The sequence below is a fragment of the Rhodovulum iodosum genome, assembly GCF_041020385.1.
Classification (GTDB): Bacteria; Pseudomonadota; Alphaproteobacteria; order Rhodobacterales; family Rhodobacteraceae; genus Rhodovulum; species Rhodovulum iodosum.
In genome coordinates this window covers 1-23,049 of sequence record NZ_JBEHHI010000005.1, presented here as the reverse complement: position 1 = coordinate 23,049, position 23,049 = coordinate 1, and the positions used below count along the sequence as shown (strand labels likewise).

22 protein-coding genes are annotated in these 23,049 nt (G+C 70.0%); 9 read left to right on the top strand and 13 right to left on the bottom strand.

Annotated features, from left to right (window positions below; all coding sequences use genetic code 11):
- Window positions 1-78: 78 nt before the first annotated feature.
- The gene (locus Ga0609869_RS18120; RefSeq protein ID WP_125403191.1) at window positions 79-2,532 is read right to left on the bottom strand and encodes a tetratricopeptide repeat protein; all 2,454 of its coding nucleotides are present in this window, start codon (window positions 2,530-2,532) and stop codon (window positions 79-81) included.
- 125 nt (window positions 2,533-2,657) lie between these two features.
- Window positions 2,658-3,356 carry a sugar transferase gene (locus tag Ga0609869_RS18115; protein WP_125403192.1) on the bottom strand — a complete coding sequence of 233 codons (699 nt, stop codon included), beginning with the start codon at window positions 3,354-3,356 and terminating at the stop codon, window positions 2,658-2,660.
- 587 nt (window positions 3,357-3,943) lie between these two features.
- On the opposite strand from Ga0609869_RS18115, the gene Ga0609869_RS18110 reads away from it, so the two are divergent.
- From Ga0609869_RS18110 to Ga0609869_RS18095, 4 genes are all read left to right on the top strand, one after another.
- Complete coding sequence (locus Ga0609869_RS18110; protein WP_245972078.1) at window positions 3,944-4,783, top strand: ExeA family protein; 840 nt, start codon at window positions 3,944-3,946, stop codon at window positions 4,781-4,783.
- Window positions 4,783-6,327 (top strand): GumC family protein, encoded by a 1,545-nt coding sequence (locus tag Ga0609869_RS18105; RefSeq protein ID WP_125403194.1) that lies wholly within the window; start codon window positions 4,783-4,785, stop codon window positions 6,325-6,327. The genes Ga0609869_RS18110 and Ga0609869_RS18105 overlap by 1 nt, the downstream gene beginning before the upstream one ends.
- A 28-nt stretch (window positions 6,328-6,355) precedes the next feature.
- Window positions 6,356-7,183 carry a CpsD/CapB family tyrosine-protein kinase gene (locus Ga0609869_RS18100; RefSeq protein ID WP_125403195.1) on the top strand — a complete coding sequence of 276 codons (828 nt, stop codon included), beginning with the start codon at window positions 6,356-6,358 and terminating at the stop codon, window positions 7,181-7,183.
- 90 nt (window positions 7,184-7,273) lie between these two features.
- Window positions 7,274-8,194, top strand: coding sequence for a VirK/YbjX family protein (locus tag Ga0609869_RS18095; RefSeq protein WP_125403196.1), 921 nt, complete (start codon window positions 7,274-7,276; stop codon window positions 8,192-8,194).
- Window positions 8,195-8,203: 9 nt separating this feature from the next.
- On the opposite strand, the gene Ga0609869_RS18090 is transcribed toward Ga0609869_RS18095, so the two are convergent.
- The gene (locus tag Ga0609869_RS18090) at window positions 8,204-8,962 is read right to left on the bottom strand and encodes a hypothetical protein (RefSeq protein WP_125403197.1); all 759 of its coding nucleotides are present in this window, start codon (window positions 8,960-8,962) and stop codon (window positions 8,204-8,206) included.
- Between the two features lie 194 nt (window positions 8,963-9,156).
- On the opposite strand from Ga0609869_RS18090, the gene Ga0609869_RS18085 reads away from it, so the two are divergent.
- Window positions 9,157-9,420, top strand: a complete 264-nt coding sequence (locus Ga0609869_RS18085; RefSeq protein WP_125403198.1) for a spike base protein, RCAP_Rcc01079 family — start codon at window positions 9,157-9,159, stop codon at window positions 9,418-9,420.
- A gap of 108 nt (window positions 9,421-9,528) precedes the next feature.
- Here the strand turns inward: Ga0609869_RS18085 and Ga0609869_RS18080 are convergent, their stop codons facing one another.
- Genes Ga0609869_RS18080 through Ga0609869_RS18060 form a run of 5 tightly spaced genes read right to left on the bottom strand, consistent with a single transcriptional unit; the run spans window position 9,529 to window position 13,888 of the window.
- Window positions 9,529-10,908, bottom strand: a complete 1,380-nt coding sequence (locus Ga0609869_RS18080; protein WP_125403199.1) for an oligosaccharide flippase family protein — start codon at window positions 10,906-10,908, stop codon at window positions 9,529-9,531.
- A gap of 11 nt (window positions 10,909-10,919) precedes the next feature.
- On the bottom strand, window positions 10,920-11,897 hold the full coding sequence (locus tag Ga0609869_RS18075; protein WP_125403200.1) for a glycosyltransferase family 2 protein: 978 nt from the start codon (window positions 11,895-11,897) through the stop codon (window positions 10,920-10,922).
- Complete coding sequence (locus tag Ga0609869_RS18070; protein ID WP_125403201.1) at window positions 11,894-12,736, bottom strand: sulfotransferase domain-containing protein; 843 nt, start codon at window positions 12,734-12,736, stop codon at window positions 11,894-11,896. Before Ga0609869_RS18070 ends, Ga0609869_RS18075 begins: the two co-directional genes overlap by 4 nt.
- Before the next feature lie 4 nt (window positions 12,737-12,740).
- Complete coding sequence (locus Ga0609869_RS18065) at window positions 12,741-13,733, bottom strand: glycosyltransferase family 2 protein (RefSeq protein ID WP_245972079.1); 993 nt, start codon at window positions 13,731-13,733, stop codon at window positions 12,741-12,743.
- Window positions 13,730-13,888, bottom strand: a complete 159-nt coding sequence (locus Ga0609869_RS18060; RefSeq protein WP_245972081.1) for a hypothetical protein — start codon at window positions 13,886-13,888, stop codon at window positions 13,730-13,732. The genes Ga0609869_RS18065 and Ga0609869_RS18060 overlap by 4 nt, the downstream gene beginning before the upstream one ends.
- Before the next feature lie 185 nt (window positions 13,889-14,073).
- On the opposite strand from Ga0609869_RS18060, the gene Ga0609869_RS18055 reads away from it, so the two are divergent.
- The 3 genes from Ga0609869_RS18055 to Ga0609869_RS18045 are packed head-to-tail and all read left to right on the top strand — an operon-like array spanning window position 14,074 to window position 16,396.
- A complete protein-coding gene (locus Ga0609869_RS18055; protein WP_125403203.1) occupies window positions 14,074-14,802 on the top strand; it encodes a glycosyltransferase family 25 protein in 729 nt (242 codons plus the stop codon).
- A gap of 50 nt (window positions 14,803-14,852) precedes the next feature.
- Complete coding sequence (locus Ga0609869_RS18050) at window positions 14,853-15,632, top strand: sulfotransferase family protein (protein ID WP_125403204.1); 780 nt, start codon at window positions 14,853-14,855, stop codon at window positions 15,630-15,632.
- A complete protein-coding gene (locus Ga0609869_RS18045) occupies window positions 15,629-16,396 on the top strand; it encodes a sulfotransferase family protein (RefSeq protein WP_125403205.1) in 768 nt (255 codons plus the stop codon). Before Ga0609869_RS18050 ends, Ga0609869_RS18045 begins: the two co-directional genes overlap by 4 nt.
- On the opposite strand, the gene Ga0609869_RS18040 is transcribed toward Ga0609869_RS18045, so the two are convergent.
- Genes Ga0609869_RS18040 through Ga0609869_RS18020 form a run of 5 tightly spaced genes read right to left on the bottom strand, consistent with a single transcriptional unit; the run spans window position 16,378 to window position 22,091 of the window.
- Window positions 16,378-17,439, bottom strand: coding sequence for a hypothetical protein (locus Ga0609869_RS18040; protein ID WP_125403206.1), 1,062 nt, complete (start codon window positions 17,437-17,439; stop codon window positions 16,378-16,380). The genes Ga0609869_RS18045 and Ga0609869_RS18040 overlap by 19 nt on opposite strands.
- On the bottom strand, window positions 17,436-18,956 hold the full coding sequence (locus Ga0609869_RS18035; RefSeq protein WP_125403207.1) for an O-antigen ligase family protein: 1,521 nt from the start codon (window positions 18,954-18,956) through the stop codon (window positions 17,436-17,438). Before Ga0609869_RS18035 ends, Ga0609869_RS18040 begins: the two co-directional genes overlap by 4 nt.
- Window positions 18,957-18,998: 42 nt before the next feature.
- Window positions 18,999-19,919 (bottom strand): DUF6492 family protein, encoded by a 921-nt coding sequence (locus Ga0609869_RS18030; RefSeq protein WP_125403208.1) that lies wholly within the window; start codon window positions 19,917-19,919, stop codon window positions 18,999-19,001.
- Between the two features lie 31 nt (window positions 19,920-19,950).
- Window positions 19,951-21,228, bottom strand: a complete 1,278-nt coding sequence (locus tag Ga0609869_RS18025) for a glycosyltransferase family 4 protein (protein WP_125403209.1) — start codon at window positions 21,226-21,228, stop codon at window positions 19,951-19,953.
- A 20-nt stretch (window positions 21,229-21,248) separates the two neighbouring features.
- Entirely contained in the window at window positions 21,249-22,091 is an 843-nt protein-coding gene (locus Ga0609869_RS18020; protein ID WP_125403210.1) for a glycosyltransferase family 2 protein, read from the bottom strand.
- A 238-nt stretch (window positions 22,092-22,329) separates the two neighbouring features.
- On the opposite strand from Ga0609869_RS18020, the gene Ga0609869_RS18015 reads away from it, so the two are divergent.
- Window positions 22,330-23,049: WecB/TagA/CpsF family glycosyltransferase (locus tag Ga0609869_RS18015; protein WP_498073160.1), on the top strand; the 720-nt coding region annotated here is incomplete at its 3' end.

Sequence of the window (23,049 nt, the reverse complement as noted above, 5' to 3'; positions counted from 1 at the left end):
GCTTGTATAAAATTATCCACAAGTATCCCGAATGCCGCGGTCGCGGGGGCGCGGCCGTGCCGATCCCCCGCGATCCGGTCAGTTCTCGCCGCCGTCGCCGCTCTCCAGCTCTTGCACCGCCGCGGCGATGCGCGCGCGCAGATCGCCATAGTCGCGGCTGCTGGCCGCAAGCCGCTCGCGCGCCTTGTCGTACTGGGCGCGGGCGTCTTCGGTGCGGCCCTGGGCGGCATAGACCCGGCCCAGGTGGTATTGCACCAGCGGGTCGGCGAGCGCCGCGGCGGCCGGTTCGAGATGGGTCAGCGCCTCGTCGATCTCGCCCTGGCGGAAGGCGATCCAGCCATAGGTGTCCTGGAAGGCGGGCACCTCGCTGCCGCGCAGCCGCCGGGCGACGGTAAAGGCGCGTTGCAGGCTCTCGGGGTCGTCGCGCACCGTGCTCAGCAGGCTGGCCAGGTTGTTGGCGACCACCGGGACATCGCTGTTTTCGGCGTAAAGCGCCTCGTAGATCGCGATCGCGCCTTCGGCATCGCCCTGCCGTTCCAGATGGCCGGCGCGCACCCATTTGAGGTTGCGGCTTTCGGGCAGCGCGGCCTCGGCCTCGGCCAGCACGGCCCCCGCGGCCTCGGTCTCGCCGCGCTGCATCAGCAGGGCATAGAGCGTGGTCCAGGCGGGTTCGAGCCGCGGTTCCTCGTCGACGAGGCTGCGCAGCTCGGTTTCCGCCGCTTCGCCCTGGCCGGCCAGGAACAGCACCGAGGCATGGATGAAGCGCGCGGCGAGATCCTCGGGGTTGTTCTCCAGCAGCGCGGTCGCGCGCTCCAGCGCCTCGTCGATCTGGCCGTTCAGGATATGGGCGCGGATCACCGCCGCTTCGGCCCCCTGCCCCGCGGTGTCGGAGTCGGCGCGTTCCTCGAGGAAGCTCATCAAATCGTCCGACTTGCGCTGGCTGGCGAAGATCTGGGCCTGCAGCTCGTCGGCCGCGGCGCGGCTTTGCGCCGTGTCCAGCTCGCGCAGCCGGGCGATGTCCTGCTCGGCCCGCGGCCAGTCCTCCATGCCCAGATGGGTCTGGCCGAGGGCGGTCAGGATCGCCACATTGGTGGGCGCGAGGCGCAGCGACTCGATCAGCACGTCCTCGGCGCTGCGCCAGTTGTCGTCCTGCATCAGGAACTTGGCATAGCGCAGCGTTTCCTCCGGCGCGCGGTTCGAGGCCTCGACCGCCAGCGACAGCATCTCGGCCATCAGCTCGCGATTGCCCTCGCGCTCGTAGGCGCGCGCCAGGAGCGTCATGATATCGGCATCCCGCGGCGCAGCGCCGAGCGCCGCGCGCAGCGCGACGATGGCGTCACCCGTCTTGTCGTCGTCGATCAGCCAGCCGGCCTTGAGCTTGAGCGCGCTCACATGGCCGGGGTCGCGTTCCAGCACCTCTTCGACCAGCGATCGTGCACCCACCTGGTTGCCCGTGGCCGCCCGCATCCGGGCGAGCGAGACCTTGATGCCGTCGGTCTCTTCCGAGGGTTCGGCGCCGGCGAGGGTCTCTTCCAGCTCGCGCATCGCACGCTCGCGCGCGCCGGTGGCGAACAGAAAGCCCGCGCGCAGGGCGCTGAACTGGTTGCGGTTGTTGGCCACGTCCGCCGGCGCCGGGTCGGCGGCCAGGATCTCTTCCAGCTCGGCCAGCGCCGCCCCGGCGCCGCGCAGCTCGGCCAGGAAGCGGATCAGCGTCAACCGCGGCTCGGGGTTGTCCGACCCCTCGCGGATGCGTCCGCGCAGCCAGGCCTCGGCCGCGTCCAGCCGGTCTTCGGAGACGTACCAGCGCACCAGCGTGGCGCCCATCGTCGCGTCGTCGGGGAAGATCTCGGTCATGCGCACCAGCTGCGCCTCGATCGCCGACTGGTCGCCCAGCTGGTCGAGTACACCGATGCGAAGCCCGTGCAGGGCGCGCTCCTGCGGGTTGATCTCCAGCCCCTTGTCGATGGCCGTCAGCGCCGCCGGCCAGTCGGATTCGGACAGAAGCTGGGCGATCGCCACGCGCCGCGCGGCGTAGAGCGTCGGGTCGGTTTCCAGCAGCGCCCGGGCGCGGGCCACCGCGTCGGCGCGCGCGACCGCATCGTCGGCCTCGACCGCATCGTTGAAATCGAGCGCGGTGTCGATGGCGCCCAGCAGCGGGTCGCCGGGGGCCAGGGAGAGCGCCTTGTCGGCATAGCGGCGCGCCTCTTCGGGGTTGCCGCCCTCCAGCGCCAGGTCGGCAAGCGCCCGGTTGGCCTCGAGATCGTTGGGATACTGTTCGGCCACGCGCTTGTACTGGCGATAGGCGCCGCGCTGGTTGCCCTGCTCGCGCACCGTTTCCGCGTAGAGCAGCCGCGCGTCGCGGTGCTGGCCGTTCAACTGGAAGACGTTGCGCAGCTCGACCAGGGCGCGGTCGACATCGCCCTCGGCAAGCAGGGCGACGGCGGTTTGATAATGGTTTTCGGCACGTTCCTCGGCACTGTCGCAGCCGGCGACGGCCAGGCACAGCAAGGCGGCGGAAATCAGACGTTTCAAGGCGTTTGTCCCGGTTCAGCTCGGTTCACGGTGTACGATACCAGCCGCGCCGGGGGCTGTCTTCCCTCTCATGTGTGCTGTCGTTGCCCGCCAGCGTCCGGATCGGGAAAAACTGTTTTTCCCGATCAGCAGCCGGTGCCGCGCAGGACCACGCTCACGGTGCGGGCGAGGATGCGCAGATCGGTCCAGAAGCTGAGCCGCGCATGGTATTCGGCATCGAACACGGCGCGGTCGGCAAAGGTGGAATGGTTGCGGTCGGAGACCTGCCAGAGCCCGGTGATGCCCGGGCGCATCCTGTAATAGGCGCGGCCGGGATAGAGCGCCTTCTGGTTCTCCATCATCGGGCGCGGGCCGACGAGGCTCATCTCGCCCTTCATCACGTTCCACAGCTGCGGCATCTCGTCGAGCGAGGATTTGCGCAGGAACTGGCCGAAGCGGGTGATGCGCGGGTCGCTGCGCAGCTTTTGCAGGCTGCCCCATTCGGCGCGCGCGGCCGGGTCGGCCTCGAGATGCGCCTGCAGGCGGGCGTCGGCATCGGGCACCATGGTGCGCACCTTGAGCATGTCGTAGACGCGCCCGTCGCGGCCCACCCGGCGCTGGCGATAGATCGGCGAATGCCCGTCGAGCGCGACGATGCCGAGGATCAGCAGAAAGAGCGGCACCAGGATCGGCGCGGCCAGCACCAGGACGCCGACCACGAAAACGATGTCGAAGACACGCTTGAGGCGATCGGCGTAAATCGCGCCGCCGGCAGGCGCCGTGACCTCGACGCGGGCCGTTTCGGCCGGCTCGGCGAGGGGAAGGTCACGAAGATAAAGGGTCATGACAGCAGCTTTCGGGGTCAAATGCGGTTTGGTGTTGGATGGTGGGGCTGAAAAAAGCCGATGCCCCGGAGCAGACACGTTCCCGGAAATCGCAGGAAGACTGGGTAAGGAAATCTTCATGGCACATGCCTCATTCGTGCGCCTTGTCTGCCCAAAAGTAAACGAAATCTTTTGTTAAAGTGCCATAATTTGGCCATTAACAGACTGTTTCCAGACACTTTTCCGAACGACGCCCGAAACGCGGCCCGAACGGCCCGCGCCGCTTTGTCCGCGAATCGATACCAATCTCCCGGAAAGCGTGCAGATTGTAGAAGCCCGCCGGACGGCGCGGCGGCTGGCCGCAGGCAGAGAATCGCATCCCGGCCCCGCCCGCGCCCCGCGGCGATGCATAATCCGGGCGGTTCGCAGGGATTGGCCTGCCGATTTTCAACATGTTCAGCGAATCGCGACGTTTTTGGCCCGGGGCGGCGGCGCCCTCTTTATCCGCTTGCGGGCTGCCCGTATTGAAAGGGGACGAAGGTGGACGCGTTTAGGCGCCGCGGCCTGACCGACAGGACAAGAACGGCGGAATTATGGCGACGGAATCCATGTATGCGGAGTTCTTCGGGCTGAAGGAGCGTCCCTTCACGCTCTTGCCCGATCCCGAATTCCTGTTCTGGTCCCGCCAGCACCTGCGCGCCTTTTCGGTGCTGGAGTTCGGTATCCTGTCGCGGTCGCCGATCACGATGGTCACCGGCGAGATCGGCTCGGGCAAGACGACGCTGGTGCAGGCGCTTCTGGCCCGCATGGAGGACGAGCTGACCGTGGGGCTGATCTCGAACGCGCAGGGCGGCCGGGGCGAGCTGTTGCAATGGGTGCTCAACGCCTTCGGCATCGAGTTCCCCGACAGCCAGAAGAGCTATGTGCGGATGTTCCAGACCCTGCAGGATTTCCTGGTCGCCGAATATGCCGCCGGGCGGCGCGTGGCGCTGATCATCGACGAGGCGCAGAACCTTTCGGTCGAGGGGCTCGAAGAGATCCGCATGCTGACCAACATCAACGCCAACAAGGACGAGCTGATCCAGCTGGTCCTGGTCGGCCAGCCCGAGCTGCGCGACACCATCCGCCGGCCCGAGATGCGCCAGCTCGCCCAGCGGGTGGCGGCGAGCTTTCATATCGGGCCGATGGATCTGGAGACGGTGAAGGAGTATATCGCCCACAGGTTGCGCGCCGCAGGCGGGTCGGGGGCGGAATTCACGCCCGAGGCGGTCGAACTGATCCAAGAACAGACCGGGGGCGTGCCCCGCCTGATCAACCAGCTTTGCGATTTCTCCATGCTCTATGCCTGGAGTGGTGAAACACCCGCGGTCACCGTCGAGACGGTGCGCGGGGTTATTTCGGACGGTGTCTATTTCGGCACCGGAAGTGATGTGGAGGACGCCGTCTGATGTCGGATTTCCGGTACTATCTCTCGATTTTCCTGCGCCGCCTGCCGCTGTTTCTGGTGGTTGCGGGGCTGATTTCGGGGGTGGCGATCGCGGTGGCGCTGACCTTGCCGCCGGCCTATGTCAGCCAGACGCGCCTTCTGGTGGAATCGGCACAGATCCCCGACCGGCTGGCGACATCCACCGTGCAGATGGAGCCCCAGGAACAGCTGCAGATCTTCGAGACGCGGTTGCTGACCCGGGCCAACCTGCTGGGGATCGCGCGTCAGCTGGACGTGCTCGAAGACCAGGACAAGATGAACCCCGACGAGATCGTCGCGGCGATGCGGGCGCGCACCAGCATCCGGCGCTCGTCGCGGCGCGACGCGGCGACGCTGATGACGATCAGCTTCGAGGCGCCCCGGGCACAGACCGCGGCTGGGGTGCTGAACGAGTACCTGACCCTGATCCTGCAGGAAAACGCCGAGTTCCGCACCCGGCGGGCGGCGCAGACCCAGCAATTCTTCCAGCAGGAGGTGGCGCGGCTGAACGAGGAACTGGACGCCCAGAGCGCGCAGATCCTCCGGTTCAAGACCGAGAATGCCGATGCCCTGCCCGAGAGCATGGAATACCGCCGCAGCCAGCAGGTGGCCCTGCGCGAACAGGTGGCGCAGATCGACCGCGACGTGGCCACGCTGCGCGACCAGCGCGGCCGGCTGCGCCAGATCTTCGAGGCGACCGGGCGCATCGAGGGGCTGGACGGCACCGGCCAGCTCAGCCCCGAGGAACAGGAACTGGCCAGGCTGGAGCGCGAGCTGGCCGACGCGCTGCTGGTCTATTCCGAGGAAAACCCGCGCATCAAGCTGTTGCGCGGCCGGATGGAACAGGCGCGGCGGCGGCTGCTCGAGGCACAGTCCGGGGCCGCGCCGGAAACCGGCACCGACCCGGCCCGCTCGATGTTCGATCTCCAGATGGCCGAGATCGACGCCCGGATCGAAACGCTGCAGGCGCGCAAGACCGACCTCGAGGCCGAGCTGGCCGAGCTGGCGGAGTCGATCGCGCGGACCCCGGCCAACGCCATCACCCTGGAGGCGCTGGAGCGCGACTACGCCAATATCCGCGACCAGTACAACACCGCCGTGGGCCGGCTGGCCACCGCCTCGACCGGCGAGCGGATCGAAAACCTGTCCCGCGGTCAGCGGGTGACGGTGATCGAACAGCCCGCCGTACCGTCCGAGCCGACGCGGCCCAACCGCGTCAAGCTGGCGGGCATGGGCGTCGGGCTGGGCCTGGGGGCGGGTATCGCGCTGATCGTGCTCATGGAACTTTTGAACAGCACCGCGCGGCGGCCGGCCGATCTGGTCAACCGGCTGGGCATCACGCCGCTGGCGACGATCCCCTACATGCGCACCCGCGGCCAGCGCGGCCGCCGCCGGGCGCTGATGGTCGTCACGGTGCTGGCCATCCTGGCCGCGATTCCGGCCGCGATCTACGCGGTGCATACCTATTACCTGCCGCTCGACCTGATCGCCGAGCGGGTGATGAACAAGCTGGGGGTGCGGGGCTGACCCCCCGTCGCACAAGGAGGAAAGACAAATGGAACGGCTCCAGATCGCGTTGGAAAAGGCCCGCGCCAGCCGCCGCGCGGCGACGTCTTCGGGGACGCCCGGCGGCGAGACCGCCCCGATGTCCCGTTCCGGCCGGGGGCCGCGAGGCAACTGGATCGCGATGGAGCCGCTGGAAATCCACCAGGCGCTGCTGGCGCGCAACCGTGTCGTGCCCTTCGGCGGCGACAGCGCGGCAGCCCCGTTCGACCTGTTGCGCACCCGGGTGCTGCAGCAGATCCGCGAGCCGGGCTGGCGGCGCATCGCGGTGGTCTCGCCCAGCCCCGGCGCGGGCAAGACGACGATGGTGGCCAATCTCGCCTTCGCGCTCGGCCGGCAGAGCGATACGCATACCATCGCGCTCGATTTCGACCTGCGCCGACCGACCCTGGCCAAGACGCTCGGCCATATGCCCCGCCACAACATGGCGGCGGTGATCGAGGGGCGGGTGCCCTTCGCCGATCACGGGCTGTGCCATGGGGACAACCTGATCTTCGGCCTGAACCACGAGGCTGCGCGCAAGTCCTCCGAGCTGTTGCAGAGCAGGCGCACGGCCGACCTGCTGGCGGAACTGGAGCAGGCCTATGCGCCCGATACCCTGCTGTTCGACATGCCGCCGCTTCTGGGCTCCGACGACGCGATCGGCTTTCTGCGCCAGGTCGATTGCGCGCTGATCGTGGCCGAGGCCGAGCGGACGCCGATCAGCCAGCTCGACGCGATCGAGCGCCAGGTCGCCGATATCACGGCCGTTCTCGGCGTGGTGCTGAACAAGTGCAATTTCGCGGGCGACTCCTACGGCAGCGATTACGGTTATTACTGAACGGCGATCCCGGGGGCCGGGGTGACGAAAACCTTTTACCGGCCGCGCGGGGCGGCCCGCCGCGCCGGGCACAGATCGAGCGGGGCCGACATGGATCTGATCACGACCACGCGCATCCTGTGGCGCACGGCGGACCGGTCCCTGCCGCGCCGGCGGCCGGGCGATGCCCGCAACCGGGCGCGGCTGGTCGCGGCCGGGCTGGCCCATCGCGGCCGGGTCGTCCGGATGCTCGAGGCCCCGCCCGACGGGGCCCTGGGCCGGGTGCTGGCCGAACGGCCCGAAACGCTGGGCGTGCTGATCTGGCCCTATCTCTGCGCCGGCTGGGGCGTGGCCGAGCGGCTGGACCGCATGACCGCCCATTACGCCGAGATCGACCAGCTGGGCCTGCCGTTTCCCTTTTCGATCGACCAGCGCCTGGTCCTGGCCGACCTGGACGCGCTCTATCCCGGCCTGCGGATCGTTCTGGACCAGCCGCGCTGGCTGATGCGCGAGGGGGTGCTGTCGGTCAACCTGTTCGTCGGCAGTTTCCGCGCCTTCTCGATCGCCTTCGCGCCCGAGCGCGCCGCGGACGGGCGGCGGCGGGTGCTGATCGGCGGCGTGCAGGGGCGCAACCGCGAGGGCGTGACCGACCTCTACCGCGACCTGACCAAGGCCGCCCACGGGCTGCGGCCGCGCGACTTCACGCTGGAGCTGGTGCGCATCCTGTGCCGCTACATGCAGGCCGATACCCTGCTGGGCGTCAGCGAGGCGATGCGCCACCACCGCCATCCCTATTTCGGCAAGACCCAGTTTCCGCAGGATTACGACGCGATCTGGCAGGACCGGGGCGGGGTGCCCGACGGGCCGGAGTTCTACCGCCTCTCGGCCACCCCCGAGCGGCGCGACATGGACACGCTGAAGGCCAAGAAACGCTCGCTCTACCGCCGCCGCTACGCCTTTCTCGACGCGCTCGAGGCGCAGGTCCTGGCCGATCTGCCGGGGCTCGTCCCGGTCTGTTTTCCCGACAGTTGACCGGCGCGCTCAGCCCGCCTGCGGCGGCCAGTCCAGCCCGGCTGCGCGTTCCAGCGCGGGGTCGATCTGGCTGTCGATAAAGGCCATGTCCGCGTCGGAAATCTCGATCGGGCCGGGGCCCAGCCATGCCTTGCGCTCGTTCCAGACCCAGCCGAAATGACCCTCGGGCACGGTGAAGCCGGGTTTCCTGCTCAGCCCGAACGTGCCGGCCAGCTCTTCGATCAGCGCCTCGGGGTTCTGGGTCAGCTCGGCATGGGTGCGAAAGACGACCTTGGCGCCGCGCGTCTTCAGCCCCAGCATGGCGCGCATCTTCATGCCCCTCATTTCCAGGATGTTGGCAAAGCGCGACCCGTCCAGCGGGTTGCGGTCGTATTGCAGGGGCAGCCCGGCGCGCTTGTCGTCCTCTTCCAGCGCGAACCAGCCGGGCTTGTCGATGGTCGCGTCCCATTCGGCCCGGATGAAGTCGGAAAACGCCAGCGCGCGCAGCGCCTCGGTACTGTGCCAGGGTTTTTGGTACATGCTTTTCAGCCAGGGCAGCGCCTCGCGGAACATCACCACGAAAACCACGTCGCGCGGGGCGGCGATGAACAGCGGAAAGCCATGCTTCCAGCCATAGGCCTGGCAGGGGTTGTTGGTGACATTGGCGCGGATCAGGTGATGCGCGAAATTGGTGCCCGAGCAGCGTTCGCCCACGACCTGGAACTTCATCGCCGGGTCGTATCGCATCCGGCGCACCGCGCGGCGCAAGGCGCGCTCAATCCTGCTCATTCACCTGTCCTCGCCCGTTTTCCGGCCGCGGGCGGCACCCGCGCGCCCCTTCTCTACTCAACGCCCCACCCCAAGCCAAGCGTGCCGGGCGGGGGCGTGCGGTGGCTTTGCGCCCCGTTCACCGGCCGGTGCCTAGCCTTGTGCGCATGCCCGGGCCCCGCGCGCGGCCCGGCCCATCCTGCGGAGACAGCCCGATGCCCCACGACGCCTTCCTCGACTTCCAGCCCGGCCTGCAGAGCCCCGCCCTGCATCTCGAGCCGATCACCCCCAGCGACACCGCCGATCTGGCCCGGGTGACGCGGGCGCTGAACGTGGCCGGCGCGGGCAGCGTGCGGGTGGTGACCGTGACCGGCCAGACCGGCGACATCCATGTCGCCGCCGGCATTCCCTTTCCGATCCGGGTGGTGCGGGTGCTGGCCACCGGGACCACGGCGACGGGCATCACCGGCCTGTCCTGAGCGGCGCCCCGCCCGCCGGGCGACAGGGTGATCCGGCCGGGATAGGGCCTGATTTCGCGCCGCCCGGGGCTGCGCTGCAAGATCGCGCAGGGGAACCTCCGCGCCGGATCAGACCGCCAGGTAAACAAGCGCCGCGGCGGCCACCGCCGCGACGAACCAGGCGGTATCGAACAGGATCTGGCGCGCGCCCAGGACGGGGCGCAGCAGGGCCAGCGTGTAGGGCGCGGTCAGCAGCTGGTTGAGGCTGGCCGCCAGGATCGCGCCCTCGATCCCCAGCAGATGAAAGCCCAGGGGCACCGTCAGGCAGATCGCGACCCCGCGGACCATCGCGATCAGCATGATCGCCCGGGTATTGCCGGTATTCATCACCAGACCGTTCAGGGTCTGGAAGCGCATCACCAGAAAGGCGATGGACATCAGCTGCACATACTGCCCGGCGACCGCGTATTGCTCGGTATAGAGAAAGTTCATCATCTGCCGCCCGAGGAAGAAGAAGGCCAGGAAAGCGCCGAGGCAGAAGAGGTCGATCACGGTCTGGAACTTGCGGTAAAGACGCGGCAGGTCCTGCGGGCGGTCGCGCATGATCTCGCTGACGGCGGGAAAGCCGACATGGTTGCTGAGCCGGTTGATCAGCTGGCGCCCCGCCATGACCCAGATCTGGGCGATGACATAAAGCCCGAAGGTCCCCGCCCCCAGAAGGCTGCCCAGGATCAGCTTGTCGGCGTGGTTCGACAGGAAGGAAAAGACCGACGATCCCATCAGGAACTTGCCGAAGGTCCACAGCCGCCGGGCGATCTCGGCGTCCCATTCAAAGCGCATCCGGGGGCCGGGATAGAAGATGTGCGAGGCGATGAGCACGAACAGGCTTTTCGACAGCATCCCGGCCATCAGCGCCCAGACCGTCGGGCTGAGCTGGGCAAAGCCGAGCATGCACAACAGCGACAGGGCCTGCGAGGCGATCATCACCAGCGCGTAGCGCCGGTTTTCCAGCCGCCGCAGCGTCAGGTCGCGGCAGGTCGAGACCCCGCCCAGCATCAGCGGCGACAGCGCCGACAGCGCCGACAGCGCGATCAGACCGGGCAGCCGCGGGTCGGCATAGACGGTGCCGGGCGGCGCCAGGCCGGGGGCCAGCAGCGCCAGCGCCCCGGCCGCCAGCAGCACGGCGATGGCGATCACCGCGAAGCGCCCCATCTTGACCACCCAGGCCACGCGCAGGAAATGCGGATCGTCGCCGTCGCGTTCGCGCATGATCGACCGGTCGATGCCGATTTCCGAAAACAGGCTGAAGGCGGTCAGCACCGTGCCGACCATGGCCATCAGGCCGAAGGCCTCGGGCAGCAGCAGCCGGGTCATGATCAGGTTGCTGACCAGGCGGAAGGTATGGGTCGAGAGGATCTGCACCATGCTCCAGCCGCCGGCCCGGAACACCCGCCGGCCCAGCGAGTTCCGGCCCGGCATCAGGCCCGCGATCCGGTATTTTGCAAACATCTGCGGCAGCCTCATTTGTATTCGATCAGGCGGGCGGGGCGCCCGAGCCCGCGGCGCCAGTGATACTCGGCGATCCCCTGGGCCTCTGCAAATTTAGACAGCGTGACCAGCGCGGCCCATTGCCAGTCGGCGCGGCGGCCGCCCGCGCGCAGCGCCAGCCGGACGACCTGGGCGGGATAGAGCGCCAGCAGCGCCAGCGCCCCGGGGCCGGCCAGCAACGCCAGCGCCAGGATACCGGCCGGCAGCGCCGCCCCCCAGGCCAGCGCCCGGCGCATCCCGGCCACGCCGTGGCGTTCGGGCGGCCGCCCGTGCAGCGCCGCGCCCTCGGCCCAGGCGTGGCCGGCGCGGCGGGCGCGGTTCCAGAACTGCCCCAGCCGGGTCATCGCCGCGTCGTGCAGGGTCATTTCCGCGTCCAGCCGCCAGATCTGCCAGCCCTGCGCGCGCAGCCGCACGCACAGCTCCGGCTCTTCGCCGGCGATCAGCCGCGGATCGAACCCCCCGACCGCGTCGAGCGCCGTCCGGCGCATCAGCGCATCGCCGCCGCAGGCCTTGGTCTGGCCCACGGGCGTGTCCCATTCCCGGTCGCACAGGCGGTTGTAGACCGACGCGTCGGGAAAGCGTTCGCGCCGCCGCCCGCAGGCCACGGCCGCCTGCGGATGGGCCTGCAGAAAGGAAAGCGCGGTGTCGATCCAGCCCGGCTGCAGCTCGCAATCGCCGTCGATGAACTGCACGAAATCGGGCGGGTCGCCGGCGCCCAGGCGTGCCAGCCCCGCATTGCGCGCCCGCGCCGCGGTAAAGGGGGCGGCCAGGTCGAGCTCGACCACCTCGGCGCCGGCCGCCCGCGCCGCGGCGACCGAGCCGTCGGTGGAGCCGGAATCGACATAGACGATGCGCCCCACCTGCCCGCAGAGCGCCTCCAGGCCGCGCAGCAGCCGGGCGCCTTCGTTGCGGCCGATCACGACGGCTGCGATGGCGGGCCGCGCGCTCATGGCTGGAGGCACGTGTAGCAGTCGGCCAGGTCGGGCCGGCCGGGAAACAGCGCCATCAGCCGGTCGCGGTCCTCGGCGAAGACGGCCTTCGCCCGGGCCAGATCCCGGGCCGGGATCTCGGGGCGGGTCTGCATCTGCCGGGCCGCCTTGACCCGGTCGCGCAGGGCCTGGGGCACCATTGTCCGGCGCAGCGCGGTGGCTAGCGGATTGTCGACGAGAAGCCCGTGCAGCGGCAAGCGCCGGATGCGCTCGGCCGAGGCGTTCACGCGGCCCAGATCGGCCTGCCAGACCAGCCCGGGGCGGTCCAGGAAGGCGCCGACCCGATCCAGGAAGCGCTGGGGGTTACGCTGCATCTCGTTCAGCGTGCCGACAAAGACCCTGTCACGCCCGAACCGTGCGATCCAGGGCGCGATCTGCATGCCGTAGCAGCCATAGGAAACCAGCTCGGGATGGTGCGTCAGCGCCGGGCCGATCTCGTCGGCGATCTCGCCCATGCTCCAGCCGTGGATGTAATGCGACACGGCACGCGCCACCGGGTCGCGGATCAGGTAGATCAGCTTTGGCGCCTCGAGCATGGCGGCGAGCCGCGCCAGCGTGTCGGGATGGGTGGGCAGCTTGGTGTAATGGGTGCTGGCCTCGCCTTTCAGGTCGCCGGGCGCGGCGGCGTCGAACAGCGCCTCGTACCAGCCCGGGCCGCGGGCAAAGACCGCGTCGTCGGAAAAGAAATTCGGCTCTTTCGGGGTGGTCATGAACATCCCCGGCTGCGCCTCCAGCTGGGCCGCCAGCGTGCTGGTGCCGCATTTCATCGCGCCGATGATCAGGTAATCGGGCAACGCCATCGCCTCAGCTCCCTTCCGGTGCGCGCCGGTCGCCCAGCGGGTGGCGGACGTTGATCCAGATGTCGCGCGCCTCGGCCTCCACGGCGCGCGGCCGCGGCTTGCCGGCCAGCACCCGCAGCTGCGCCAGGGCGCGGCCGAAGTGCCAGGCAAGGTTGGCCGCGACCGGCCCCGCCGGCCCGTGGGCCTGGCGCAGGAAGCGGCTGCGCGAAGCGTAGAAATAGGGCGGCAGGCGCCGGCGCGCCTTGGCCAGGCTCTTGACCGGGGCGCTGCCGCCGCGGAAATGCACCGCGCGCGCCTCGGGCACATAGCGGATCGACCAGCCCGCGCGCCGCGCCCGCAGGCAGTATTCGGCATCCTCGAAATAAAGGAAGTACCCCTCGTCCATCGGGCCGATCGCGGCCACCATCTCGGCGCGCAACAGGATGCAGGCAAAGCTGGCCCAGCCGATCCGGTCGGCGGCGGGGGGCATGTCGAGCGGCACGTCGTAGCGCGCCAGCAGCCTGGTCACCGGGCCGGTGCAGGCGCCGCGGATCAACTCGCTCATCGGGCAGGGAAAGCGGAAGCAGCTGATCTGCCCGGTGCCGTCCTCGTCTTCCAGCCGGGGCGCGAAAAGCCCGGCCGCGGGTGCCGCGTCCGCCGCGGCCAGGATCGCGGCGAAGAAGCCCGGGCGCAGCACCGCGTCGGAATTCAGCACCAGGTAGAAGCGCGCCGCCCGCGCCGCGATGCCCTGGTTGTGCCCGCCCGAAAACCCCGAATTGGTGGGCGAGCGCACCAGCGTGACCGGCAGATCGGGCCCCTGCCCCGCGATCCAATCGGCGATGACCGCATCCGACCCGTCGCCCGAGGCGTTGTCGACCACGACCACATGGGCCGCAAGCCCCGGGGTGCGGGCGATGTCGGCCAGCACCGAGGCCACGCAGTCCAGCGTCAGCCGCGCGGTGCGGTAATTGATGATCGACACAACCAGGTCGAGCGTATTTCGGGATGACTCGGTCACGGCACCTCCGTCCGGCGGTCGCCCGCTTCGGCCGCTTCGCCCACTTCGGCCGGTGCGGCCGGCCGCGCCGCATGGGCCCGGAACGGGGCGGCGGTGCCGCAATTGACGATGATGACCGAAATTTCGGCCGCTGGCAGCCCTGCAGCTTTGTCCATGAATCCGGTTGACCGAGGCAATCTGTTGGGTCGGGCTTAGCACAGCTGTTGGGCCTTCGGCAGTCCATTCTGGGACGATATTCCGGCAGCCGGAGCGCCCCCGCCGCGCGCCCCGCGCCTGCCCGATTGCGGCACCGCGGCGCTGTGCTAAGGTGCCCCCGACGCCACGGATTTCAGCCCCTCCCATGCCCCACCACGCCCTGCTGTCGCGGACCGACGCCGTCTATGTGATCAACCTGCCCGAGCGCGGGGATCGCCGGGACGAGATGGCGGCCGAGCTGGCGCGGGTGGGCCTGTCGCTCGACGCCCCCCCCGTGGTGCTGTTTCCCGCGGTGCGGCCCGAGGCCCCGGACGGCTTTCCCTCGATCGGCGCGCGGGGCTGTTTTCTCAGCCACCTGGGCATTTTGCGCGACGCGCTGCAGCGCGGGCTGGCGCGGATCGTCATCCTCGAGGACGACGCCGATTTCACCGACGCCTTCGTGGCGATGGGCGCGGACCGGGCAGAGGCGATAGACCGCGCCGGGTGGGACATCGTCTATTTCGGCTACGAGGCGCGCAAGCCGATCGCCGGGGTCGGCGCGCCGGGCGACGATTTCGTCCCTGTTCCGGCCGAAACCGGGCTGGGCACGACCCATGCGATGATGCTGCGCCAGAGCGCGATCGCCCGGCTGGTGCCCTATCTCGAGGCCATGCTGGCCCGCCCGCCCGGCGACCCCGACGGCGGCCCGATGCATGTGGACGGCGCCTATAGCTGGTTTCGCCGGCAGGCGCCGGAGCTGCGCACCCTGGCCGCGCGCGAGCAGCTGATCGTGCAGCGGTCGTCACGGACCGATATCGGAGAGCGGAAATGGCAGGACAGGCTTCCCTTCGCGGCGCGGCTGCGCAAACTGCGCAACCGGCTGCGCCCCCATTGACCCGGCCCGGCGCCGGCCCCCGGAACTGACCCCAAGGCGGCAGGAGAGACGTGCGCATACATCATGAAATCGCCTTTCGGGCGCTGCGGCCCGTCCTGCCCGGGGCCGGCCGGCGGCCGCGGACGATCTTCGTCATCGGCTGCATGCGGTCGGGGTCGTCGATGCTGAGCCATGTGCTGATCGCCAATGACGGCATCGCGGGCTATGGCGAATCCCACGTCCACTACACCGACCCGCGCAGCATTTCCGAACTCGGCTACTGGATCTTCCGCTTTGGCGGGCGGCTGCCCCGGCGCGACATCTACATGCTCGACAAGGTGCTGCACCGTTCGCACATGCCGCATCCCGAGCGGGTGGTGCCCTGGTGCGACCCGAAATTCGTCTTCATGCTGCGCCGGCCCGAGGGCAACATCGTCTCTCTGGCCCGGCTGTTCTATGACGGCGCCCCGCCCGACGAGGCGAAACTGGCCCATGCCGCGGATTACTACATCAACCGCCTGGGCGAGATCTGCGCGTTCATCGGCGCGCTGCCGGCCGGCCTGCCCTGCCTGACGGTGCGCTACGACAGCCTCGTCGCCCATCCACAAGAGGATCTCGGGCGGCTAACCGCCTTTCTGGGCCTCCGCCAGCCGCTGAGCGAACAGTACCGCCTCACCTCGACCACCGGCAAATGGGGGGTCGGCGACGGGTCGGAGAATATCAGGTCCGGCCGGATCCTGCGCCGCGAGGCGGCCGCGCAAGACGCCCCGGACATTCCCCGGCTCGACGAGGCGCGCGCCGCCCATGACCGGGTCACGGCCCTTTTGCAGGCGCGTGGGGGGCGGCCATGACCGGCCCCGAGACCGGCCCCGGACCCCAGGGGCGCAGGATGCTCTTCGTGGTCGGCCTGCACCGAAGCGGGACCACGCTCTTGTCGAAACTGCTGGCGCGGCACAGCCAGGTTTCGGGGCTGCAGGACACCGGCGCCCCGATGGACGAGGGGCAATACCTGCAAGACGTGATCCCGAGGATCGGCGGCGTCGGCGCGCTGGCGTTCAGGAAAGGGTTTCACCGTACCGAGGCATCGCCCCTGGCCACCCCCGAGGCGGCGCGGCAGCTGTGGCAGGCCTGGGCGCCGCACTGGAACCTGGAAAAACCCGTCCTGCTGGAAAAATCCCCGCCCTACATCACGGCCACGCGCCTGCTGCAATACTATTTCCCCGACGCGGCCTTCGTCTTGATCACACGACATCCCTTCGCCCAGGCGATGGCGATTTCGAAATGGTCGGCCAACCGGCCGGCCTTCCAGTTCGTGACGAACTGGCTGATCTGCCACGAGGTCTTCGCCGCCGATTCCCGCCATTTGAAACAGAGCATGACGATCCGCTACGAGGATTTCTGCGCCGCCCCCGAAGACGGGCTGCGGCGGATCTGCGCCTTTGCCGGCCTGCCGCCCGAGGATCTGCTGGACCGGGAGATCCGGTCGAGCAATGCAAAGTATTTCGCGCAATGGAACGATCCCGCGCGCTTGCGGCTGGGGCGCGCGCAGACGGCGGCGATCCGGCTGGCCTATGGCCGGCGGCTGGCGCGCTGGGGCTATGACACCCGGGTCTGACCGGGCCCGTCCTGCAGCGCCCCCTGCCCCGCCGCGATCGCCTGGCGCAGCCGCGCCAGGTCGGCCTCCAGCGCGGGGGCGTGCAGGCCCATGCGGTCGGCCAGCGCCTTGATGCGCCAGCGCCAGTCCAGCCGGCGCAGGGCCTGAACATGGTTGTTCAGCGCCGCCGACGGGCCCCGCTCTGCCACCGCCGCGCGCAGCTGCGCGACATTCTCGGCCAGGTCGATCCGGTCGAAATCGAGCGTGGCGCCGGGCCAGTCGACCAGGTCCAGGTCGCTGCGCGGCTGGCATCCGGCCACCGAGGCGCCGGCCGCCAGGGCGTCGGTCCAGCGGGCGGTGATGTATTCCTTGGAAGGGTGGGTGTAGGGCGCCGGTGCGGCCAGGTTGGAATGGGCGATCACGAATTTCGTGCGGGCATACCAGCCCATCAGGTGCGGCAGCGCCGCTTCGGGCCGCTCGGCGAAGGGCGGGCGGCCGTGAAAGCGCAGCCCGGCCGCGGCACAGGCCGCTTCGCTGCGCGTGTCGTCCTCCCAGGCCGGGGGCTGGCGCCCGACGCGCAGCACGTCGAAGGGCCGCGCGGCCATCGCCGGGGCGCCGCAGGCCGCGGCGCCGAGATCCAGCGCATCGCTCCCCCAGCCCAGCTGCAGCGCGCGGGTGCCGAACAGCCGTTCGTAATGGGCCCGGTCGTAGCCCTGGGAAAACCCGATCGTGTCGAAGCCGCGCAGCACCGGGGCGGGGGGCAGGAACTGGGTGTCGAAACTGTCGATGATCCAGACCGCCCGGTGCCGGTGCGGCCGGCCGAGGGCACCGAGATCTGCGAGAAGGTCCAGCTCCAGGGCGCCGCGCGCCAGCACGATGGCGATGTCCTCGCCGCCGCGCGGCATCGGCCGCAGCGCCAGGCGCAGCTGCTTGCGCCAGCCCCGCCGCATCGGCGGCAGATCGCGCAGCTCCGCGTCCAGCAGGCGGGCCATGAGCCGCGCCAGATGCGTGACCGGCGCCCAGGCCGGTTTCGGGGTGGGGGTGGCGTAAACGGTGACCGTCATGTTCGCTGTCTCGACCCTGCCGCCTGCCGGTCCCGCCCGCTGCGGCGGCGGGCATATGCCGGCGGCCCGCGCGGGGCCGTCTCAGGGCCCGCGGCCGGGTCCGACGCCCGCACCCGCTCGCACCGGCCGAGCAGCGCGCCCGCCACCAGCCAGAGCAGCGGCGACATCGAGGAATTGGGGACGAGATCGACGAGATTGGCCGCCAGAATCAGGGCCAGCCCGGCCGAAACAGGGTCTAACCTGGCCTGTTCGCGGCGCCGGGCCAGCATCAGCACCGGCAGCGCCAGAAGCCCGAAGCGCGCCAGGTAGCCGACCCATCCGTGCCCCCCCATGACCAGGATCCACGAGCCATCGGTGGTGCTGATATCGGTCCCGCTCCGCGGGTCGTAGAGACGCGACCGCCCCCAGATGCCCCAGCCGAAAACCGGTTTTCGGTTGGCATGTTCCAGCAGGCTTTGCTCTTGCCGCAGGCGGAACCCGAACGATCCCGCGCGCTCGGCATCGACGGTGGCGATCGCCTGTTCCACGGCCTGGACGGGGATCACGCCGCCGCCGCGCAGCGCCGGGTAGACCAGCACCGTCCCGGCCAGCAGCGCGGCCACCACGACCTGGCTGCGCGGCCCCGTCAGCAGCGCGACCGGCAGCAGCGCCAGCATGATCAGCGTCGCGCCGAAATTCTTCGAGATCAGCAGGATGACGAAAAGCCAGAGCGCGGCGAGCAACCATCGCACCGCCCCGCCCGGATGCGCCCGCCGATCCGGCCCCGCACCGGCGGAAACGGGAGCCGCGCGCGCCGTGCGGAAAAGCGCGAGCGCGGCCAGGCAGCACATGGCGATGAAGATCCCCACCCGCAGCCCGTGCTGCAAGAACACCATCGGGCGATAGTCCCCGCCCCGGATATGCTGGATGAACTGGTGCTGGTGAAAGCCGTAGAGCATGCGGTGCAATTGCGGGCTGATCCGGATCTCGACCAGCATCAGCAGCGAATAGGCAAGCGCGCCGAACACCAGCGCCTGCAACAGCGCGATCTGCGCCTCGCGGCTGTCGAGATACCGCCGCGCCAGGAAGAACGGCAGCAGCAGGATCGCGGTGTTCATCACCATCGCGCCGGCATCGTAAAGGGTGAGCCCGCGCAGATAGCGCGGCCCGACGATCAGCGGCTCGGTATTGGTCAGCATGGTCAGCACCGGCGCGCACAGCATCACCACGAGAAGCGTCGCGGAAATCCGCCCCCAGCGCCGCGGCGGCGCCACCTCCTTGCGCGCGCCCGTCGCGCGCTGCACCGCCCGCTCCCGGCGCGTCACGATCAGGCACATGATCGCCGCCGGCAGGCTGGCGGCCAGCGCCTTGTTCCAGGTCGGCAGCAGCGGCAGGTTGACGACGGTGTCCTCGGGCAACAGCAGGTAGCCGCCGAGGAGCGACCAGACCAGCGCCTTGGGCAGCGGCAGCCGCATGAACAGCACGGCCACGACCAGCGGCCAGGCGAACAGGGCGATATAGGCGAAGGTGTTGGGCATCTGGGCGGTCTGACGGTCTTTCCTGTGATGCGGGCGGCGGGGCTAGTTGCCGTCCTCGAAACGGGTCCGGGCGGTGCGGTAGATGCGCCGGCGGTCGTCGGGGCTGAGCGGATGGGTCGATTGCACGGCCAGCGCGACCTGGCCTTCGCGCAGCGTGGCGAGTTGGTCGTCGAGCGAAAACGGCGCATCCTCCTGCCCCGGCCAGAACGAGCTGCAAAACGAGACATCGGTGGGCGCGAGCCCGGCCTCGCCCTGCAGCCGGTCGACGAAGAGGCCGTAGAGATAATATTCCGACAGGGCCGGTTCGCCCAGCACGGCGCGGTGCCAGGGCTGGCCATGCACCGCCTCGATGCGGTCGGTCAGGGCACGGGCGACGGCGCTGCTCCAGGGGACGCAGTTTTCCACGTAGTGCCGGGCATGGGGGGTGCCGGGGGGCAGCCCCAGCAGCCGCGCGGCGGCGTCGATCCAGGTCTGGTGCGCGGGGTTGGCCGGCACGCCGTCGATGCGAAAGAACGGGGGCCGGCCCCGTGTAAAGGCGTCCGCAGCCTGCAGCGGGCGGAAAAAGAAGACATCGCTGTCCACATGCAGCAGCGCCGCCTCCCGGGCGGTGCGCGCCATCTCGATCTTGAGAAGCTGCTGCAGGATCCAGCCGCGGACCAGTTTCAGCCGCCGGTCCAGGTAGATCGGCCGGCGGAAGGTGCCGGCCAGCGGCGCGAGGTATTTCAACGCCGCCGGCAGCTTGACCACGCGCATCGGCAGCACGTCTTCCTGGGCAATGATCTCGCGCCGGGCAGAGCCGAAGCGGCGGAACGTGGCGATATCGGCGCCGGGCACGACCACCCGGTGGCGGATCTGCGCATCCACGCAGGCATCGACGCTGTCGGCAAGAAGCGCGAAGAGCTCCACATCGCGGGCCATGGAGCATGTCAGAAGCGCCAGCTTCCCGGTCTCGCCTTCGCTCATCGCGGTCCCCCTTCCTGGTCCCGTTGCCGCCTCAGGCGGCGCTTTCGGTCCCGCCTTGTGCCTCCGGGCGCAGCCCGGCGGGCAGCGCACCGGCCTGCTGGCCGGCGAAAAGCCGCGCCAGCCAGGCCGCCTCGCGGTCGATGTCGAACGCGGCCTCGACCTGGCCGCGCCCCGCCGCGCCCATGCGCCGGCACAGCTCGGGGTCGGACAAAAGCCTGTCGAGCCGTTCGGCCAGGCTATCGACGTCTCCGGGCGGAATTATGAAACCGCTGCGGCCATCCTCGACCAGTTCGCCGACCCCGGCGACCTGGCTGGCGATGACCGGGATGCGGCTGGCCATCGCCTCCATCAGCACCACCGGCACGCCCTCGGCAAAGCTCGGCAGGACCAGCATGTCGGCCTCTTCCAGAAGCGCCGCGACCTCGGCCTGCGGGCGGTAGCCCAGAAACACCGACGCGGGGTCCAGCCCCAGGGCGCGGGCCTGCTGCTCCAGCGCGGCGCGGTGCGGCCCGTCGCCGATGATGCACAGCGTGGCCCCGGGATGGGCCGGCCGCAGCCGCGCGAACGCCTCCAGCAGCAGCGGCACGCCCTTGACCGCGTCCAGCCGGCCGATGAACAGCACCCGCTGGCCGAAGCCGGCGCGCGGGCGCTGGCCGTAGCGGGCCGGGTCGACCCCGCAATGGACGATGCGCAGCCGGTCCCAATGCGCCCGGTCGGAAAAGAACATCGCCTGCGAGCGGCAGAAATGGCTGATGCAGGACACGAAGGCGGCGCGCGCGATCTTCTCGTCGATGCGCCAATACATCGGCTCGAAGAAGATCGCGGGCCCGTGCAGGGTAAAGCTGAACGGGATGCCCGACATCTCCGAGGCCAGCATCGCCACCGAGCAGCTGGAATTGGCGAAATGGTTGTGCAGATGGGCCGCGCCCTTGCGGCGCAGATACTGCGCCAGCACCGCCGCCTCGAGGAAATAGAACACCTGCCAGAGCGCCGCCCTGCCCCCCGGCGGACAGCTCGTCCACGCCAGGCGCAGCGCCGAGAACCAGCGCCGCGGCGCACGCAGCAGCGCCGACAGATGCGCCCAGAGCAGGCGGAGCGGGTTCTTGGCGGCCTCCAGCACGCACCAGGTGGCGCGTTGCTCGGCCTTCTGGTCCTCGCCGACCACGTCCCTTTCGGGGGCCCGGCGAATGGTGCAGGTGATTACCTCCTGGCCGGTGGCGCGCAGCGCGGCGATCTCGCGCTGGATGAAGGTGTGCGAGACCTTGGGATACTCGCCGGTCAGATAGGCCACGGGGGCGGTTTTGTGCATGACTCGTGCCTTTTTCCCGGTCATCGGCCGCGGCTCCAACCCGGTTCCTGCGGCCGCGTGCGCACCGCCAGATGCACCGCCATATAGGCGGCGAACCCGGCCGGGTGGCGGCCTGCCAGGCGCAACAGGCGCCCCGCCGTCAGCGGCGCCTTGGCCTCGTTTTCCATCAGCCCGGGCATGCGGGCGCGCAGCTCGTCCACCCCGGCATCCTGGCGCCGGCGCACCCGCACCAGCCGCGAGAACCCTTCCACCATCGGCCAGTGATAGCGGGCGGGCACCTCGATCCGCTCGGCCGGGGCGAAGTGGAGCCGCACGAACGTGTCGTCGGAAATGATATCGGGAAAGGCGCCCCAGCGCGCCCGGCCCGCGGCGTTGACCGCGAACAGCCCCGCCCCCACCGCGCCGCCCTGCACGAAGGGCAGCCCCGCCCAGAACCGCGCATAGGCGCGGGTAAAGCGGCTGGCGGCCGGCGCGATGGCAAGCGTTCCGGTGGCATAGAGCGGCCGGTCGGCGGCCAGCGCCGCGCGCAGCTGGCCGAACAGGCCGGTATCGCAGACCACGTCGGCGTCGAGATAGGCGCGCAAGGCGCCCGCCGCCGCCGCCTCGGCCCGGTTCAGCGCATTGGTCTTGCCCGGCGCGGCGATCGAGAGACAGGTCAGGTCCCAGCCGCGGGCGGCGAAATCGGGCACCATGGCCTGCACGATGTCTTCGGTTCCGTCGGTGCAGGCATTGGCGGCCACGATCGCCTGAACCGGGCCCGCCGCCGCGTCCTGGGCCAGCAGCGCCGACAGACAGGCCCGGATATGGCCCGCCTCGTTGTTGGCGGGCAGGATCACGCTGAACAAGGCCGGATCGGGCGTCATGGAAACGGGGGGGATTCCTCGGGGTGGAAAGGCGGTCGCGAGCGGCCGGGGGCCTTGGGTGATTTCTATACGCCCCTGCCCGGCATCGCACGGATTTTCGGCCTCTCCCGCCAGGGCGTTGACAAAACCATGGATGCGGCGCGACTATCCCGGCGGCCCGTCCGGGCCACCCCGGACCTGGGCGACATCAGCGCCACAGCACCATCCAAGAGCCGACACAAGCGAGCGGAGCGATGCTTTGACCGACGCGATCTCCTTCGGCGCAGCGGCGGCGGATGACTCTGCGGCGACAGTGCGGATCACCGCCCCCACCCGCGCCGCCCTGATGACCGATCTCGAGGCGCGGCTGCGCGCGGGCCGGGGGTTTACGCTCGCCACGCTCAATCTCGACCATGCGGTCAAGCTGCGCCGCGACCCCGCCTTTCGCGCCGCCTATCTGGCGCACAGCCATGTGGTGGCCGACGGCAACCCGATCGTCTGGCTGTCGCGGCTGGCCGGGCGGCGGGTCGAGCTGGTGCCCGGCTCCGAACTGGTGCAGCCGCTGGCCGGGCTGGCGGGGCGGCTGGGCGTGCCGGTGGCCCTGATCGGCGCGACGCAGGAAACGCTGGACAGCGCCGCGGCACGGCTGGCCGCCGATCATCCGGGGCTCGGCATCGTGGCCCGGATCGCGCCGCCCTTCGGATTCGACCCCGATGGGGCCGAAGCCGGTGCGGTGCTGGACACCGCCGCGGCGGCCGGCGCGCGGCTGTGCTTTCTGGCGCTCGGGGCGCCGAAACAGGAACGCCTGGCCGCCCGCGGGGCCGCGCGCCTGCCGGGATGCGGGTTCGTCTCGATCGGGGCCGGGCTCGACTTCATCGCCGGCAGCCAGCGGCGGGCGCCGGTCTGGGTGCAGCGCCTCGCGCTGGAATGGGCCTGGCGGATGCTGGGCGACCCGGGCCGCCTGGCGGGGCGCTACGCG

What these genes read in the sequence shown, in the direction of transcription:
- Ga0609869_RS18085 (WP_125403198.1), top strand. Translation starts at nt 9,157, where the DNA reads ATGCCCCACGACGCCTTCCTCGACTTCCAGCCCGGCCTGCAGAGCCCC.
- Ga0609869_RS18030 (WP_125403208.1), bottom strand. Translation starts at nt 19,919, where the DNA reads ATGAGCGAAGGCGAGACCGGGAAGCTGGCGCTTCTGACATGCTCCATG.
- Ga0609869_RS18110 (WP_245972078.1), top strand. Translation starts at nt 3,944, where the DNA reads ATGTATGCGGAGTTCTTCGGGCTGAAGGAGCGTCCCTTCACGCTCTTG.
- Ga0609869_RS18045 (WP_125403205.1), top strand. Translation starts at nt 15,629, where the DNA reads ATGACCGGCCCCGAGACCGGCCCCGGACCCCAGGGGCGCAGGATGCTC.
- Ga0609869_RS18060 (WP_245972081.1), bottom strand. Translation starts at nt 13,888, where the DNA reads ATGGACAAAGCTGCAGGGCTGCCAGCGGCCGAAATTTCGGTCATCATC.
- Ga0609869_RS18055 (WP_125403203.1), top strand. Translation starts at nt 14,074, where the DNA reads ATGCCCCACCACGCCCTGCTGTCGCGGACCGACGCCGTCTATGTGATC.
- Ga0609869_RS18100 (WP_125403195.1), top strand. Translation starts at nt 6,356, where the DNA reads ATGGAACGGCTCCAGATCGCGTTGGAAAAGGCCCGCGCCAGCCGCCGC.
- Ga0609869_RS18080 (WP_125403199.1), bottom strand. Translation starts at nt 10,908, where the DNA reads ATGTTTGCAAAATACCGGATCGCGGGCCTGATGCCGGGCCGGAACTCG.
- Ga0609869_RS18040 (WP_125403206.1), bottom strand. Translation starts at nt 17,439, where the DNA reads ATGACGGTCACCGTTTACGCCACCCCCACCCCGAAACCGGCCTGGGCG.
- Ga0609869_RS18070 (WP_125403201.1), bottom strand. Translation starts at nt 12,736, where the DNA reads ATGGCGTTGCCCGATTACCTGATCATCGGCGCGATGAAATGCGGCACC.
- Ga0609869_RS18115 (WP_125403192.1), bottom strand. Translation starts at nt 3,356, where the DNA reads ATGACCCTTTATCTTCGTGACCTTCCCCTCGCCGAGCCGGCCGAAACG.
- Ga0609869_RS18095 (WP_125403196.1), top strand. Translation starts at nt 7,274, where the DNA reads ATGGATCTGATCACGACCACGCGCATCCTGTGGCGCACGGCGGACCGG.
- Ga0609869_RS18105 (WP_125403194.1), top strand. Translation starts at nt 4,783, where the DNA reads ATGTCGGATTTCCGGTACTATCTCTCGATTTTCCTGCGCCGCCTGCCG.
- Ga0609869_RS18035 (WP_125403207.1), bottom strand. Translation starts at nt 18,956, where the DNA reads ATGCCCAACACCTTCGCCTATATCGCCCTGTTCGCCTGGCCGCTGGTC.
- Ga0609869_RS18090 (WP_125403197.1), bottom strand. Translation starts at nt 8,962, where the DNA reads ATGAGCAGGATTGAGCGCGCCTTGCGCCGCGCGGTGCGCCGGATGCGA.
- Ga0609869_RS18020 (WP_125403210.1), bottom strand. Translation starts at nt 22,091, where the DNA reads ATGACGCCCGATCCGGCCTTGTTCAGCGTGATCCTGCCCGCCAACAAC.
- Ga0609869_RS18025 (WP_125403209.1), bottom strand. Translation starts at nt 21,228, where the DNA reads ATGCACAAAACCGCCCCCGTGGCCTATCTGACCGGCGAGTATCCCAAG.
- Ga0609869_RS18075 (WP_125403200.1), bottom strand. Translation starts at nt 11,897, where the DNA reads ATGAGCGCGCGGCCCGCCATCGCAGCCGTCGTGATCGGCCGCAACGAA.